The sequence below is a fragment of the Rhizobium alarense genome (genome assembly GCF_021555155.1).
Classification (GTDB): Bacteria; Pseudomonadota; Alphaproteobacteria; order Rhizobiales; family Rhizobiaceae; genus Rhizobium_D; species Rhizobium_D alarense.
Genome location: NZ_JAKGBU010000107.1, coordinates 1 through 14,707, shown reverse-complemented (window position 1 = coordinate 14,707; position 14,707 = coordinate 1). Strand labels below are relative to the sequence as shown.

Here is a 14,707-nt window from a genome sequence, read left to right as displayed (position 1 = left end):
AAATTTGTTCGTCGTCTTGCTTGTCATAGACCCTACTTCTCACGAGTTGGGGTCTCCGGCAAACCCGGCGCGGTTCATTACCGAGTCGGCGATCGACGCCATGAGCCTCGCCGCCTTCGAAGGGCTGCGAGAGGGCAGTCTCTATCTGAGCACCGGCGGAGGATGGTCGCCGGCGACGGAAGCTGCAGTTCGTGTGCTCGCCTCGCGCCCCGGTGCTCAGCTCTTCGCCGCCACGGATGCCAACAGCCAGGGCGAGACCTTCGCCGGCCGTCTGCGCGGCACCGCCTCAGATGTCGGCTGCAACTGGTTTCGCCTGACGCCGCCGGCCGAGGATTGGAATGACGCCCTGCGAGCGCGGGAAGAGGAAAGGAGAATGGAAGGAAGGAGAGGCGGCCGTAAGCCGCACACGGAACGCAAGGATGCCGGTCGGGTGTTGATGAAGGAAATCCTCGCCCTCGTCCAGCTTCAACAGGAGGGGGAGATTCAAATCGCATCGATCGGCGGTTTTGATCTCATCTATGAGGGCGAGCGCTTCGGCCAGGGCGACAGTTACCACTATCAGTCCCTACTCCAGCGCACCGGCGGGATCCAAGAGATCGAGCTGGCCGTGACCGTCACGCCGCTTGGCGCGATCTCCCGGCTCGAGCACGCGCTCGGCGGGTTCGAGAAAGAACGGGAGCGCTATCGCCAGCGGCTGGAGGAGCACCAGCGGTGGCTTTCGTCCTATCAGTCCCGGTAAGGTGGCGCCTTCGCCTTCGCGGACGAACTGGCTGAGAAGCGCCGGGCGCTGCGAGAAGTGGAGGAAGCGTTGGCCAAATCCGCCCGCGATGATGCCGAAGCTGAGCGGATCGCAGCTTAGCCCGCCTGCTGACGCTCCTCCTTGAGCAGGCCGCCTATGCGTCAGTTGTGAGATTCAGCCGATAGCGTGTTGCTTTGCGCTCGCCGGTGCGCAGCAACGCTCCTTTCTCGACCAGGTCGGAGAGATCACGGGTGATTGTGGAAGGCGGAGCGCCGGTCATCGTCGCGTAGTTGCCGGCGCTCAAGCCCCCCGTGAATCCTTCAGGACCCTCGGCCAGCATACGCAGCAGCACTTTTTCCTGTCGCTCGTTCAACGCGCCATGCAACCTGTCCATGAAGCGCGTCTTTTCGATCAGGAAGCGGACCAAGTCGTCCGCTGATTTCTGGGCTTCGAGCGCCCGATCCGCAAACCATGAGAGCCAATCATCTATAACGAGCGTGGTGCTCGCTGCCTCCAGCATGGCGTAATAGTCCTTGCGATGCCTCAGCAGCGATTTCGACAAGGCACTGAAGGTTGGCGTCGAAACCGCCCGTGCAAGCGCGCTTTCGGCGATCGCACGGCCGATACGGCCATTGCCGTCCTCAAAAGGATGGATGCTCTCGAACCACAGATGCGCGATGCCGGCACGGGTGAGGGCGGCAAGCGGCTCCGGCCCTTCCGGAGAGGTCAGATCAAGCCATTTGAGAAGGCTGCCCATCTCGGCGGCCAGGCGATCGGATGGAGGTGCTTCGAAGTGTACGCGCTGGCGGCCGAATGCGCCTGACACGATCTGCATCGGTTCGTCGTGGAGACGATAGCCGCCGATATCGGCGATGTCGCGGCGGCCGTTCATGACCATCCGGTGCCATTCGAACAGCCGCTCCTTGGTGATGGGGGCAAGCGGGTGGCGGTAGAGGTCCGCCATCATCTCTGCAATACCTGCCTCTGCCGGCCTGCTGCGGAAAGCGGACGCGGACATTCCAAGCTGCCGCCGAAGGGACGATTGCACGCTGTCGCGATCGAGGACTTCCCCTTCGATCGCCGATGTGCTCAACGCATTGGAGCTGAGCAGCTCGATCACAACGTCCTCGCGGTCATTTTTCCCCAGATGGCGCATGGTGCCGACGGCGATAGCCGCATTCTCAACGAATGCTTGCTCCCTGACCCGCAGCAGATCGCGGTTCCATTCGAAATCCGGCCACCTCTCCAATTCCCAATTCCATGCCATAAGCGATAAACCTCATATTTATCGCCCACAATGACGCAATAATGTGAGCGATAAAAGCTATTTGTTTCGCTCGTCATTGGCTCGGATGTCTCCGAGCGGCTGGACGTGATCCCTGCGCAGTTCCGCGTCCTCGTCACGCGCCGTCCCAAATATGCGTGCCGTGCCTGCACCGACGGCGTCGTTCAGGCTCCGGCACCAGCACGGCTAATCCAGGCGGGACTGCCAACGGAAGCAACCGTCGCCCATATGCTGGTTTCCAAATATGCCGATCATTTGCCGCTTTATCGGCAAGCGTAGATCGTGAGCCGCCAGGGTATTATACGCCGCCTCGCTGACCTCGACTCTTTGGCCTTCCCAAAACGCGGTGAAGCTGAATCTCTGGGGCAAGCCGGAGGTTTACGATGCGACCAGGGATTTCGTTGCGTGAAGATTTTGATGGAGAACGTCTGCGGCGTCTGGCGCGGCAGACGAAGGACGCAGCCCAGGCACGACGTCTGTTGGCACTGGCGTCGATCTACGACGGCGGCTCGCGTTCCGATGCCGCCCGCCTCGGCAATGTGACCCTGCAGATTGTCCGGGACTGGGTCATGCGCTTTAACGAACGCGGCCCTGAAGGGCTGATCAATGGCAAGGCTCCCGGTCAGCAGTCGCGGTTGAACGATCAGCAGCGTGTGGCCCTGGCGCAGGCCATCGAGCGTGGGCCGACACCCTATCTCGACGGCGTTGTTCGCTGGCGTCTGTGCGATCTGGCGCAATGGCTTTGGGAAGAGTTTCGCGTTTCGGTGAGCGAGCAAACGCTGAGCCGTGAAGTCCGGGCCATGGGCTATCGCAAGCTGGCTGCCCGGCCCAAACATCACGCTCAAGACCCTCAAGCCAGCGAGGATTTTAAAAAAGCTTCCCCGCCGCAGTGGCCGAGATTGCCGCCGGAGCAGCCCGAGGAAAACGGATAGAAATCTGGTTTCAGGATGAGGCCCGTATCGGACAGAAGAACAAGATCACGCGCCGTTGGGCCAGACGCGGAACACGGCCTTCAGCATCACGCGATCAGCGCACAAGGTCGGCCGACATCTTCGGCGCAATCTGCCCGAAGCTCGGCAAGGCGGCGGCGCTGGTCATGCCCTGGTGCGATACCTATGCCATGATCCAGCACTTGGCAGAAATCTCCCGTCATGTTGCCGATGACGCGCACGCCATCCTCATCATGGATCAGGCAGGCTGGCACATGTCCAACAATCTCGTCGTCCCCGGCAACATCACCATCCTGCCATTGCCGCCGAAGTCACCGGAGCTGAACCCGGTCGAAAACCTCTGGCACTTCATGCGCGACAACTGGCTCTCAAACCGAGTCTTCAAGTCCTACGAAGACATCGTCGATCATTGCTGCGATGCCTGGCGAAAGCTCGAAAGCCAGCCTTGGCGCATCATGTCTATCGGGCGCAGAGAATGGGCCAATGAGTTTTGATCAGTGAGGGGGCGTATAAGGTCTCTGGCGAAAGGATTCCTGGGCATCGATGACAAGCAGCGCGGCTTTTTGTTCGGACATTTCTCGTACTCCTGAAGTTTGAGGATAGCCGAGAATAGCCCTGCTGATACAGGGTAAAAGCACCCCGCTGGACGAATGGCGGACATATCCGGCCATTATCGGCGGCACCGGACGTGCCCGTCCAGGGCCGCATCGTTTGCGGACCTATCAGTGGCAGCAGTTCTCCCTTTAGGTCTTGAAAAGGATATGAACCCCCGCCCCTCTTGAAGCTTGTACGCGCCAATCGCTGTAGGATCAGGAACCGACACAATCAACGCGCTTCACGACCGTTAGCTACCACAATCCTCCCGCGGCATTCCTCGAGAGAAATCGTCACGCCGTGTTTTTGTGAACGGACCGCCAAATCCTCAATCATCTCGATTGCAAGCCTTTTCGGAGCTGGAACCGGAACGATCCGCTCATGATAGTTGTCGGTTTCCAGCCTCTCACCGCCAATCACAATGGGATGAAGGTCGATCGATTGGAGTTTGGCGCTTTCGTCGAAGCGGCATGTCGCGACAACGCTCTTCCAAACATCCGGCGCGCTCCACACCACTTCGCCCTCATTGAGATGGAAGAGAAAATTGCCAAGCCCAAAGAAGATCGGCGCGCCGCGATAGATTTCGATGGGCTGTAGGACCGGAGCGCCATGGCTGACGAACATTCTCGCGCCGGCGTCAACACAAGCACACGCAAGCGACTGAACCCACGTGGGAACCTCCCGCCAGTTCGGCTCCCAATGATGATGGTGGAGGTAGGCGATGACGAAGGCGCCCTCCGCAGCGGCCTGACGGATCTTCGAGAGGTGACCTTGCAGGCTCGCCTCGTCCACCAAGATCCGGCGCCTGTTCTGCGAGGAGCGGCAAAAAATCGTTCCGTAAAAATCGATCTCGTCAGCCGATTGAAGTTCAGGCGGATCGTGCGGCTGGGCATAGTTACCCCGTTCCATCGGACTACTTTGGAAGGCCTCTTGAATGGCGGTCAGGCTGGCAAACACCGTGGGCTCGATCTCGAATCGTCTCGAGACCTCGAGCCCGTTCACGCCGGGTCTTGCAGGACGTCGGTCTGTCGCATCGGCCGCATACATGGTCGCCGGGCCAGGTCCGGCGTCCATGGCAACGAGCGCCACTTGCCTTGTGCCGAAGGTTTTCGTTCCCGGCCGGCGCGCATCCGCGGCATTGATGCCGATGCCAGCGTGAAGGAACGCTCTCTCAGCCACTTCTTCCAGAGTCGACAGAACGCCGGGAGGACCGAGGTCGAAGGCGTGATTGTTGGAGAGCGACAGAGCGTTGAAGCCGATGTCCTTCAGCGAGTCCAGCACCACGGGCGCCGAACAGCCGAAGTAGGAACCTTTCATCGGCCATCCGCCGTGCCGGCCGAAAATCGTCGTCTCGAAATTCGTGAAAGCGATATCAGCCTGCCTGATTAGCGCCTTGATCGCGGCAAATCCATCGTCCGAGACCTGCCGAACATCATGATGAATCAGAGATTGCCCGGTCAGGGCGAGCGTGAACGGTGAAGACATAGTGGCATACCTTGGAGATGAATTCAGGGGGGCGGGCGGCCGTTAGGCCGCCGGAAGTCGCTTGGGTGTTGTCACTTGGCGAGCTGCGGGGAAATATCCACGCCGAACCACTTTTGGCTAATCCTGCCAAGGGCGCCCTCATTGACGCTCGCTTCGATAGCCTTGTCGAAGGCTTTTGCAAGATCGGTATCCTCCTTGCGAAGACCGACACCGACGCCCGGGCCCCAGGTGCCGCCGGAAAGCTCCGGGCCGAAGAATTCGACCGCCTTCCCCTCCGGCGTGTCGAGAAACTGCTTCCAGACCAAACGGTCTCCCAAGCCTCCGTCGATTCGCTCGGAGGTGAGGTCGAGCTTGAGGTTCTCCTGACTGTCATAGCTGCGCACCTCCGCAACATCGCCGAAGAGTTCCTGGACGACCGCCTCCGAATTGGACGAGCGAAGGACGCCGAGGGTTCGGCCTGTCAGGCTTTCTCTCAGATTTTCGATGGTCTCCTTCTTCGTGTCGTCGATATCCGTCAGATTCAGCTTCGCTTCGATGTCACTGGGCGGCAGGCCGAGAGCCCGGCGCATGACGATCTGGTTCGGCGCCACCGCATAGGGAATGGAGAAGGAGATTGATTTCTTGCGTTTTTCGGTGATCGACATGCCCGCCATGATTGCATCGTACTTCTTCACCAGAAGGCCGGGGATGATGCCGTCCCAATCCTGGGCGACGAAGGTGCATTGCAGTTTCATCCGGGCGCAGAGCTCGTTGCCGACGTCGATGTCGAAACCGACGAGCGCGCCGTTTTCGTCGATATAGTCCCACGGCGGCGAGGCCCCTTCCGAGGCAATGGTGATCGCCGTACGCTCCCCGCCATGGGCAAGGCCGGCGACGAGCAGGAACGCCGCGATGGTGCAAGTCAGATGTCGTTTCATGCTATTCCCCTTCTTCTTGGTTCGGATTCGATTGTGGTGCGACGTCTATCCGCCGCAGGCTCTCCCGCAGGCCGCAGCCGACGCCCGTTTCGTCCGTGTTCCAGGCTTCTGCGAGCTCCGGCAGCGTAATGCGGTCCGCGCGGGAAGAGCCGAGCAGAACCGCTTCATCCCCGAGCGTCGCTTCGGGAATATTCGTGACATCGATGCGAAGATGTTCGAGGTGGATGGGCGGGATGATGGGCGCACGCCGTCCCCTGACGAGCACCGAGGCCGAGGAACCGAGGTTGCGCGGCACCCCATGCCCCCAACCGATCCCCAGCACCGCCAGACGCATGGCCGGGTGGTATCCCGGCAGGCCCGGAGGCGCCCCCATACTGTCATGGCATGTCTTGAGCGCGACAATACGTGCCTTGATCGCCGACAGGGCCAGGCGGGTGGGCAGGGCTCGGCGGCCGGTGCGAGAACGGGTCAGTCCGAAGAGGAGCGCACCAGGATCGACCGCATCCATGTCGAATTCCGGATGGCTAAGCAGGCTTTCGCTGCTTGAGACCATGACGGTTGCGGGAAGCCGCCCCTCCGCCTTCAGCCCTTCGATAAGCGGCGTCAGGCGTGCAACCTGGGCCGATGTGGAGGAACCGGCGTCACCGAATTCGCTGAGATGGGCATAAAGGCCGTCAACGGCGACATTGCTTTCCGAGGTGCACAAATCCATCAGACGCCGGAGGTTGCAAGGAGCCACGCCGCCGCGCCAAAAGCCCAGATCGACCTTCACGAAAACCTTGAGCGACGCGCCCGTCGCAAGCCAGCTGGCCAGATCCTCTTCGCCGGAAATCGAAATCGTCAGATCGAGATCGCGGACAAGATCGACAGCGTTTGGGCCAATGCCCGGATACAGGAGGATGGGTCTTCCTGGCGCCGCTTTTCGGACGGCCAGAGCGTCGGCGATCGACACCACGCCAAAGGCGTCGACACCCTCAGCGGACAGGAGGGCCGCAACCTTCCCCGCCCCGCATCCATAGGCATCCTGCTTCAGGCAGGCGAAGATTTTTGTGCCAGGGGCGATTGCCGCCCGGATGGCGCGGTAATTAGAGGCGATAGCCGACAGGTCGATTTCGCGCCAGGCAGCCTCGCAGAGTGGCGATGGGTTTTGACGGAGACTATTGTTCATGGGCCACCTGCTGTAGAGCGACCCGGTGCGCGTGTGTTTTGGCGCGCGGGGCGCAATTCAACCGGGCCTCCAGCGCGTGGAAGAAGCTGGTCAAGAGGAAAGTCAGGCCGAGATAGAGCACACCGGCGGCAATGAAGATCTCGTAGGGTGCAAACGTTTCCGAGACCAGCTGTCGCGAAAGGCCGGTTATCTCCAGCAAGGTCACGGTGCTGGCGAGCGACGTCGCTTTTACGAGACTAATAACCTCGTTGGCATAGGACGGAAGAACGCTTCTAAAAGCGATCGGGAAGATAATTCGGCGCTTGATCTGCAATGGCGACATGCCGACCGCCTGCGCGGCCTCGATCATGCCGGTCGCCACAGCCTGGATTCCGCCCCGAAAAATCTCCGTCGTGTAGGCAGCGCCGTTCAGGGAAAAAGCCAGCAGGCAGCACCAGAAAGAATCGCGCAGCAGGACCCAGAGGACGCTCGAGCGAATAGCACCGATCTGGCCGAGGCCGTAGTAGATAATGAAAAGCTGGACAAGCAGCGGCGTGCCGCGAAATACGTAGGTATAGGCGAGCACAGGCAGAGAGAGCCACGTCCGAGACGACGCTCGGATGAAGGCCAGGGGCACCGCGAGGACGAGGCCCGCTAGGAGCGATGCGAATGTCAGGAGGAGCGTCAGCGGAATGCCGCTGGCGAGCGTTACCGTGCTGGTGAGGAGGAGCGTTATGTCCATGATGTGGCCCCTCACCGTCCCGGAACGGCGAAACGCCGTTCGAGGAGGTTGAAGATCACCAGCGCAAGGCTGGTCAGCGTGAGATAGAGGGCCGATGCGGCGAGATAGAACGTCAGCGGCGCCCGTAGTGAGCCCGCGCCGATGGCGACGACCCGCATGATGTCGGTCAGCCCGACGATCGAGATCAGCGACGTTTCCTTGACGAGGGAGATCCATTGGTTCGCAAGGGCCGGCAGGGCGATACGCAGCATCTGAGGAAGGATGACCAGCAGCCAGGTCTGCCATGGATGCAGCCCCAGCGAGCGGGCCGCCTCGATCTGTCCCGACGGTATGCTGAGCACCGCGCCTCGGAAAATTTCTGCCGCATAGGCGCCGAAGACGACGGTGAGTGACACGACCCCGGCGAGGAACGCGTTGACCTCGACATAGCGACCGAAGAAGGCGCTGATAGCGACCGTTCCACCGAAATAGATCAGCAGGATGATGATGAGCTCAGGCACGCCGCGAATGATCGTCGTGTAGAAGCCGACGGCGAGGCTTATGGCCTTCCACCGCGACAGTCGCCCTGCCGCGGCAAACAATGCGAGCGCCATGCCGAGCGCGCCGCTGACAAGCGCCAGCAGTATCGTCGTCTTCAATCCATTGACGAACTGCACCACAAAACCGTCCATGCGCGACGTCCTTCTATCGATGTGAGACGAGAAAGCCGCGAAGACGGCTGGAGACGGGAGAGGAGAAGAATTCCTGCGGCGGGCTTTCCTCCTCAATCAACCCCTGATGCATGAAGGCTGCCCGTGTCGATACCTCGCGCGCGAAGGCGAGTTCGTGGGTGACGATCACCATGGTGCGCCCCTCCCCCGCAAGTGCTGCCATGACGCGCAGCACCTCGCCCACCAGTTCCGGATCGAGCGCCGAGGTCGGCTCGTCGAAGAGCAGCACGCGCGGCTCCATCGCAAGCGCACGGGCGATCGCCACGCGCTGCTGCTGGCCGCCGGAAAGATGGCGCGGATAGGCGTCCGCCTTATCCGAGAGCCCGACCTTGGCGAGGTAGTGACGCCCGAGATCGGCGGCAGCATTGCGCAGGATTCCCTTTACGAGGACGGGGCCTTCCGTGACATTTTCAAGCGCCGTCTTGTGAGGCCAGAGATTGAAGCTCTGGAACACCATGCCCATGGAAGCCCGCACCCTTCGGACCTGCCGATGGTCGAGGATGCCGGCCTGCCCGCCCTGCTGCGATGCGGCCCGGATCGCCAGCTTCTCGCCATGCACCCAGATGTCGCCGCGATCGGGAACGGTCAGGAGATTGAGGCACCGGAGAAGCGTGCTCTTGCCTGAACCGCTGCTGCCCAGGATAGAGAGGATCTCACCGGGCCGGACGGTGAGATCGACGCCCCGCAAAACATCGTTTTCGCCGAGCCGCTTTTCGATGCGCTCGGCGCGAATGCCGTGTGCCGGCACCTGGTCCACCAACGCTTCACGCATCGTCCCATATCCTCGCGGTAAACGTCCTGCCGCCTGCGCAAGGCACGCCGAATGCTGGACACCACAACGCCCTTGCTGCGCGCATGGAGCGGCACCACCCTTTCGCTTTCGATTTTCGATGTATCGGAACACCTTGTGTTCCGGGGACGCCGGATGTCTGTCGGAGCGGCGTTGTGAACTCACAATTGCCTGCCGCCTTCACGGCGTCAATTTATAAGCGAGATTATTTTTCGATAAGCCAGGATTATATAGATAGCTGCCATTCCACCTGAAGTGAGGGCTCCGCGGCATGATGGTATAAGTTGATCTTTGCAGATACAGGGCTACAATCGGCGTGCCGCAGGGGGACCAGCATCATGGTAGAAATCGCAGGAACAGGCGTCACGCTCCGCCAGCTTCAGATCCTGCGCGAGGTCGTCAGGACAGGCTCGGAGCGGGCGGCAGCAAAGGCACTCAACATCACCCAGCCTGCGGTCAGCCAGCAGATCAAGCAGTTGGAGGCCCTGCTCAGCGTGCAATTGTTCGTACGCGACAAAGGGCGGCTCCTTCCGACAGCCCAGACGATGACGCTTTTTCGGGATGCGGATGCGACTTTCGTGCAGATGGAAAGAATTGCAAAAACTGTCGCCTCTCTCCAAGGCATCGACAGCGATACGATCGGTATCGCAGCGCCTCATGTTTTCTCGCTTCGGCTCCTTCCCGACGCCATCCGCATGCTAAGGTCGCGCCACCCGGTCGCGGCGGTCCACCTCAAATCCGGCACCTACCGGGAGGTGACCGACCATGTGCTAGAGGGTCGGGCGGATCTCGGACTTGGTCGCCTGCCGCTGGACGAAAACGTTTTTGATTGGCGCCCGGTGGCCACGGCGACCAATGTCTGCATTTTCCATCCAGATCATCGGTTCGCCCAAAAGGACATGATCCGGCCTGAAGACCTGGTCGGCGAACCGCTTGCAGATATCGAACCGCAGATGCAATCTCACCTTATGAGCGAAAACGCGATGCGGTACATGGGCGCGGAGCCGCATCTCGCCATCCAGGTGGATGTGATCGGCCAGGAGGTCAGCTTCGTCGCAGCAGGCCTGGGCATTTCAAGCAGCAACACCTTCGCCGCCCGGCAGGTCACTTGCTTCAATGTCGAAATCCGCCCCTTCGAGCCAAGCGCCCTCTATCATTACGTTGTGTTCTGGCAAAAGGGCCGGCATCTTGGCCCGATGTCTCAGGAAGCCGTGAACGTCCTAGTCGAGTGCGCACGTTAGGCCGAAGTACCGGCTGGCGTGGAGACGCTCGATCGCCGGTCTTGAAGAGTGGTTGATAGCCCATCAGGCCGAACTCGCTGCACCGCTCGCCACGCTTCGCGTTCTGATCTCAGACCCCGCCATTCCACAAAACCGGTTCAACTGGACGAACGGTCCTGTCCTGCCCGCAACCGAAGCCAATGTCACTTCTATCGGCTATCAATGGTTCCAGGACGCCATCCATAAAGAGCGGGGTTGATTTGCTTCGGATGGGCCAGGCGGTGTCCGGCACAGAGCTTTCATCTGCGCCAATGCTGCAGCCACAACCCAGCGTTCTTTCCGAAATGCAGCATGCAAGTGTTCAGCGGCGACCACGACGCCAAAGCTCCGACTTGGACCTGGATAGACGAGATGTCGTCACCGAATGGCACGGCAATTCGTTCGAAGGGGCATATGCCGAGACCGCGTTGTCCGGGACAATCGTAACGGCCGAGGCAGCTGCTTTTGCGATGACCGCTCGCGATATGGACGAGGAGGCGCTTGCGAACACGGCGGCCACGCTCGGCAAGGCCATCAGCGATGCGATGTTGGAAGTGTTTGATAGCTTGGTTTTGAGTAGCGGTTGGTGGAGCGACAAGCGGGGTCACTGCCAATATTTTGATATAAATTTTGGTCAGTAGGTCGGAGTCCGCCGACCTTCTCGTTCTCTTGCAAACTGTCAGAAACTTGCATATATTTCTGACAGGAGAAGTACCATGCATAAACTGACCTCGCAAATTATGAGCCATGCTGAACGACTGCCGGAAGGATCTGCGCTTTCCGCCAAGAGCTTTCTGCATCTCGGAAATCGTGCTGCCCTGGACCAGGCTTTTTCGCGACTGGCCGAGCGCGGCGAGCTCGTCCGGGCCGGCCGCGGCATCTATATGCGGCCGGTCAAAAGTCGTTTTGGCAACCGGCCGCCGACCGTCGAACAGGCAGTTGAGGCAGTGGCGCAGCAACGCGGCGAGGTCATCGTCTCAAACGGCGCCGCCGCGGCGAATGCCCTGGGCCTGACCACCCAGGTCCCGGTCCGCTCCGTCTACCTGACATCCGGCCGCAGCCGGACGATGGACCTTGGAAAGCAGACGGTCGAGTTCAAGCATGTGCCTCGCTGGCAATTGGCCTTGGCCGATCGGCCCGCCGGCGTGGCGGTCCGTGCGCTCGCCTGGCTTGGGCCGGAGAAAGCCGATGAAGCTCTGTCGAGGATCAAGCGAAAGCTGCCGCCGGACGAGTTCGGCGAGTTGGTAGCAGCAGCGCCAAAGTTCCCCACCTGGCTGGCAAGAAGCGTGGGAAAGGCCGCGCATGGTTGATGTATTCCTGACCTTGTCAAAGGACGACCGACGCGAAGCTTTGGCCGTGGCAGCCGACCGCACCGGACGGCCCATTCATCTGCTCGAAAAGGATGTCTGGGTCGTCTGGACGCTGCAGACGCTCTATTCGTCCAAGCTCGGCGAGCATCTCGTCTTCAAGGGCGGCACCTCGCTCTCGAAAGCTTACGGCGTTATCAAAAGGTTCTCCGAGGATGTGGATCTGACCTACGATATCAGGGCTTTGGCGCCGGATTTGGTCGGCGACAATAATGAGGCGCTACCGAAAACCCGCAGCGAGGAGAAACGCTGGACGAGCGAAGTGCGAAAGCGGCTTCCGGTCTGGGTGTCGGAGTCGGTTCAGCCAGTTATCGCCGGCGCGCTGCGCGATCAATCTCTTCCGGCGGCAATCCGCCTCGAGAGCGATACGCTCTACCTGGACTATGAAGCGGTGAGCAGCGGATCCGGCTACGTCGCTCCGAGCGTCATGCTCGAGTTCGGAGCACGGTCGACCGGCGAGCCAGCCAGCATGCGCGACGTAAACTGCGACGCCTCAGGTCAGGTCGATGATGTCGAATTTCCGAAAGCGAGTCCCCGCGTCATGCACGCCGAGCGGACGTTCTGGGAAAAAGCGACTGCGATCCACGTCTTCTGTCTGCAGGAGCGCCTCCGCGGCGATCGGTTTGCACGTCACTGGCACGACGTTGTCCGGATGGACGATGCTGGCTTTGCCGAGGCGGCATTCAAGGATCGAGAGCTTGCCAACGCGGTGGCGAAACACAAATCTATGTTCTTTGCGGAAAAGGCAGCCGACCGCTCGCCCATCGACTACGCCGCAGCCGTCAACGGCAATCTGGTTCTGACACCGTCCGGAGAAGGTCTTCGTGCGCTCGGCGAGGATTACGAGCGCATGGTCGACGACGGTTTGCTGCTCGGCGATTCCGAGCCGTTCGAGCACCTGATCGAGCGATGCGCACAAATTCAGGCGCACGCCAACGAAACCGACACGTCAAAATAGCCGATTGCAGGCGGACAGCCGAAGGACGCCGACCTGCGGGTCTTTTCCATGCATGCGCCAGAGGTCGAATGCATCGGCAAGGGCAAGGCGCACAAGCCGTATGAATTCGGCGTCAAGGTCTCCGTCGCCACCACGCTCAACCGCTCGAAGGGCGGCCAGTTCGTCACCCATGTCCAGGCGCTACCCGGAAAACCCTATGACGGCCACACACTCGAAACCGTCATTCCGGCCATCGAGCGCCAGGTCGGCGCGACGCTCACGCGCATCGTCCTCGACGCCGGCTACAAGGGCCACAACGCCCCGCCAAGCCATCGCTTCAAGGTCTATACCGCAGGCCAGAAACGTGGGCTGACTGCATTCGCAGTCAGCGCTCGAGCGCTATCTTTACGGCTATAAGCATCCTGCGGCGTTCGATAGTGAAGGCAAGCTCGTCATCTCCCCTGTGCGGATTGAACAGCACCAATGGGGCGATAAAATCATTCCGTCAGGTTTTTTCAGGCTACCAGGGTCCGAGCATGTCAGCGCGGTCATCACCAGCAATGCTGGCACGATCGCCAAATTCAACCGGCTCGGCATCCTCGGCAAGTTCGGCTCACAGAATGTGCTGGCTATCCGCGATGGGCCAGATGGTGGATCATAATCCCAATGCAATCTTTCCGAAGTTTTTTCGTGTCGTCGTGAATTCTCCAGGCTATGAGGAGGATTGGATCGAAGGGGTGAGTGTCTTTCATAACCCGAACGCTATAGTCCCATTGCCGATGGAAATGTTACCGGGGGCCGCCCACCACTACTGCGATGAGCATGGGTGAAAGTCATCAGCTTCACCCCTGACTTTCACCCAATGTCCTCCGTAACCAAACATCTTTGCCCGATCGATGTCGTCAAAGTGTTGGCTGAAATCGGGGACAAAACCCATATGATATGGACGGCGAAGCCAGGGGAAGCCGTACCCGGCGAGATGGCATAGACGCCACTCCGCGCTGGCTATCTAGAACCTGTTATAGTGTTCTCAGCCCGGCTGCCATCCCCGACGCGAAACGTGGAAGCCCAAGCCGGAGACAGCCGATCGCGTGACCCGTATGGCGTCGAGTTTTCAGTTATTGCAGTTACCGGCCATGCGCACTATATTGACGATCAAGGAGACATCGCCATGGCCAGCCAGATCGTTCATTTCGCCGGATTGTCGGATCGCGACCGTAAGACAGCCTCGCCGTTGCCGAAACTGGTTGCCGGCGACAGGCTGGAACTTCATGTTCGTCATGCAGGTGGCAAGGAACGGACGCTCTCGATCCCACCCTCGGCCGCCGCGGCAGTTGAAGCGCTTTTGGCGCATATGCTGCGTGGCGAGCGCGTCGCCGTCCTAGCCGAAGACCAGGAATTGAGCCCGACCGAGGCGTCGGCCATTCTCGGCATCTCTCGTCCGCTCGTCGTCCTGCGCATGGACCGAGGCGATTTGCCATTCCGCTATGTCGGCAAACACCGCCGCGCGCTCCTGAAAGACGTGCTCGCACTGAAAGCCAGGCTCGAGACGCGGCAGGCGGCGATGGATGCACTTGCCGAAGACACAGAGGACCTCATTCAGACCCATGGCCTCTAACCCGCCCGTCGCGGTCTATGATGCCTGCGTTCTCTATCCCTTCCATCTACGCAACGTCCTGATCCAGTGCGCCTTTGACGGCCTTGTCGAGGCGCGCTGGACCGACGACATCCACGACGAGTGGATGCGTAATCTTGCCGCCAACACACATGAATTGCCCATAGAAC

Annotated in this window: 14 protein-coding genes and 2 pseudogenes; 9 read left to right on the top strand and 7 right to left on the bottom strand. The window is 60.4% G+C overall.

The genetic code is table 11. The features are described 5' to 3' along the window. A partial coding sequence (locus LXM94_RS23190; protein WP_235773842.1) for a toprim domain-containing protein occupies positions 1 to 739 on the top strand: 739 nt, incomplete at its 5' end. Positions 740 to 893: 154 nt separating this feature from the next. On the opposite strand, the gene LXM94_RS23185 is transcribed toward LXM94_RS23190, so the two are convergent. After that, entirely contained in the window at positions 894 to 2,006 is a 1,113-nt protein-coding gene (locus tag LXM94_RS23185; RefSeq protein WP_235773841.1) for a Fic family protein, read from the bottom strand. Between the two features lie 75 nt (positions 2,007 to 2,081). Between LXM94_RS23185 and LXM94_RS23180 the strand changes: the two are divergent. Both LXM94_RS23180 and LXM94_RS23175 read left to right on the top strand, forming a co-directional pair. After that, a pseudogene (locus tag LXM94_RS23180) lies at positions 2,082 to 2,300 on the top strand (IS66 family transposase zinc-finger binding domain-containing protein); the annotation flags it as partial. Between the two features lie 107 nt (positions 2,301 to 2,407). After that, positions 2,408 to 3,468, top strand: a protein-coding gene (locus tag LXM94_RS23175; RefSeq protein ID WP_408015690.1) for an IS630 family transposase whose coding sequence is annotated in 2 segments (ribosomal slippage) — positions 2,408 to 2,926 and positions 2,929 to 3,468 — 1,059 coding nt in all. Because the reading frame shifts where the segments join, the coding sequence is not laid out codon by codon here. A 331-nt stretch (positions 3,469 to 3,799) separates the two neighbouring features. On the opposite strand, the gene LXM94_RS23170 is transcribed toward LXM94_RS23175, so the two are convergent. The 6 genes from LXM94_RS23170 to LXM94_RS23145 all read right to left on the bottom strand — a co-directional run bounded on the left by LXM94_RS23170 (position 3,800) and on the right by LXM94_RS23145 (position 9,341). Further along, on the bottom strand, positions 3,800 to 5,053 hold the full coding sequence (locus LXM94_RS23170) for a CapA family protein (RefSeq protein ID WP_235773839.1): 1,254 nt from the start codon (positions 5,051 to 5,053) through the stop codon (positions 3,800 to 3,802). A 71-nt stretch (positions 5,054 to 5,124) separates the two neighbouring features. Continuing rightward, positions 5,125 to 5,970: a transporter substrate-binding domain-containing protein gene (locus LXM94_RS23165; RefSeq protein WP_235773838.1), complete on the bottom strand. Its 846-nt coding sequence runs from the start codon at positions 5,968 to 5,970 to the stop codon at positions 5,125 to 5,127. A 1-nt stretch (position 5,971) separates the two neighbouring features. Continuing rightward, positions 5,972 to 7,138, bottom strand: coding sequence for an alanine racemase (alr, locus tag LXM94_RS23160; protein ID WP_235773837.1), 1,167 nt, complete (start codon positions 7,136 to 7,138; stop codon positions 5,972 to 5,974). Continuing rightward, complete coding sequence (locus LXM94_RS23155) at positions 7,128 to 7,859, bottom strand: ABC transporter permease (RefSeq protein WP_235773836.1); 732 nt, start codon at positions 7,857 to 7,859, stop codon at positions 7,128 to 7,130. Before LXM94_RS23155 ends, alr begins: the two co-directional genes overlap by 11 nt. A gap of 11 nt (positions 7,860 to 7,870) precedes the next feature. Next, entirely contained in the window at positions 7,871 to 8,530 is a 660-nt protein-coding gene (locus tag LXM94_RS23150) for an ABC transporter permease (RefSeq protein ID WP_235773835.1), read from the bottom strand. 13 nt (positions 8,531 to 8,543) lie between these two features. Next, positions 8,544 to 9,341 carry an amino acid ABC transporter ATP-binding protein gene (locus LXM94_RS23145; RefSeq protein ID WP_235773834.1) on the bottom strand — a complete coding sequence of 266 codons (798 nt, stop codon included), beginning with the start codon at positions 9,339 to 9,341 and terminating at the stop codon, positions 8,544 to 8,546. A gap of 356 nt (positions 9,342 to 9,697) precedes the next feature. Here LXM94_RS23145 and LXM94_RS23140 point away from each other — a divergent pair, with 356 nt between their 5' ends. The 6 genes and pseudogenes from LXM94_RS23140 to LXM94_RS23115 all read left to right on the top strand — a co-directional run bounded on the left by LXM94_RS23140 (position 9,698) and on the right by LXM94_RS23115 (position 14,540). Further along, positions 9,698 to 10,600: a LysR family transcriptional regulator gene (locus LXM94_RS23140; RefSeq protein WP_235773833.1), complete on the top strand. Its 903-nt coding sequence runs from the start codon at positions 9,698 to 9,700 to the stop codon at positions 10,598 to 10,600. Positions 10,601 to 10,779: 179 nt separating this feature from the next. After that, a complete protein-coding gene (locus LXM94_RS23135) occupies positions 10,780 to 11,259 on the top strand; it encodes a hypothetical protein (RefSeq protein ID WP_235773843.1) in 480 nt (159 codons plus the stop codon). A gap of 75 nt (positions 11,260 to 11,334) precedes the next feature. Then, positions 11,335 to 11,928, top strand: coding sequence for a DUF6088 family protein (locus LXM94_RS23130; protein ID WP_235773832.1), 594 nt, complete (start codon positions 11,335 to 11,337; stop codon positions 11,926 to 11,928). Beyond that, positions 11,921 to 12,943 carry a nucleotidyl transferase AbiEii/AbiGii toxin family protein gene (locus tag LXM94_RS23125; RefSeq protein WP_235773831.1) on the top strand — a complete coding sequence of 341 codons (1,023 nt, stop codon included), beginning with the start codon at positions 11,921 to 11,923 and terminating at the stop codon, positions 12,941 to 12,943. The genes LXM94_RS23130 and LXM94_RS23125 overlap by 8 nt, the downstream gene beginning before the upstream one ends. Before the next feature lie 36 nt (positions 12,944 to 12,979). Beyond that, a pseudogene (locus LXM94_RS23120) lies at positions 12,980 to 13,297 on the top strand (IS5/IS1182 family transposase); the annotation flags it as partial. Positions 13,298 to 13,982: 685 nt separating this feature from the next. After that, entirely contained in the window at positions 13,983 to 14,540 is a 558-nt protein-coding gene (locus tag LXM94_RS23115; protein WP_235773830.1) for a helix-turn-helix domain-containing protein, read from the top strand. The last annotated feature ends 167 nt before the right edge of the window (positions 14,541 to 14,707 follow it).

Coding starts and splice junctions, on each gene's coding strand:
- LXM94_RS23185 (WP_235773841.1), bottom strand. CDS start 2,006: ATGGCATGGAATTGGGAATTGGAGAGGTGGCCGGATTTCGAATGGAAC.
- LXM94_RS23170 (WP_235773839.1), bottom strand. CDS start 5,053: ATGTCTTCACCGTTCACGCTCGCCCTGACCGGGCAATCTCTGATTCAT.
- LXM94_RS23165 (WP_235773838.1), bottom strand. CDS start 5,970: ATGAAACGACATCTGACTTGCACCATCGCGGCGTTCCTGCTCGTCGCC.
- alr (WP_235773837.1), bottom strand. CDS start 7,138: ATGAACAATAGTCTCCGTCAAAACCCATCGCCACTCTGCGAGGCTGCC.
- LXM94_RS23155 (WP_235773836.1), bottom strand. CDS start 7,859: ATGGACATAACGCTCCTCCTCACCAGCACGGTAACGCTCGCCAGCGGC.
- LXM94_RS23150 (WP_235773835.1), bottom strand. CDS start 8,530: ATGGACGGTTTTGTGGTGCAGTTCGTCAATGGATTGAAGACGACGATA.
- LXM94_RS23145 (WP_235773834.1), bottom strand. CDS start 9,341: ATGCGTGAAGCGTTGGTGGACCAGGTGCCGGCACACGGCATTCGCGCC.
- LXM94_RS23140 (WP_235773833.1), top strand. CDS start 9,698: ATGGTAGAAATCGCAGGAACAGGCGTCACGCTCCGCCAGCTTCAGATC.
- LXM94_RS23135 (WP_235773843.1), top strand. CDS start 10,780: ATGTCACTTCTATCGGCTATCAATGGTTCCAGGACGCCATCCATAAAG.
- LXM94_RS23130 (WP_235773832.1), top strand. CDS start 11,335: ATGCATAAACTGACCTCGCAAATTATGAGCCATGCTGAACGACTGCCG.
- LXM94_RS23125 (WP_235773831.1), top strand. CDS start 11,921: ATGGTTGATGTATTCCTGACCTTGTCAAAGGACGACCGACGCGAAGCT.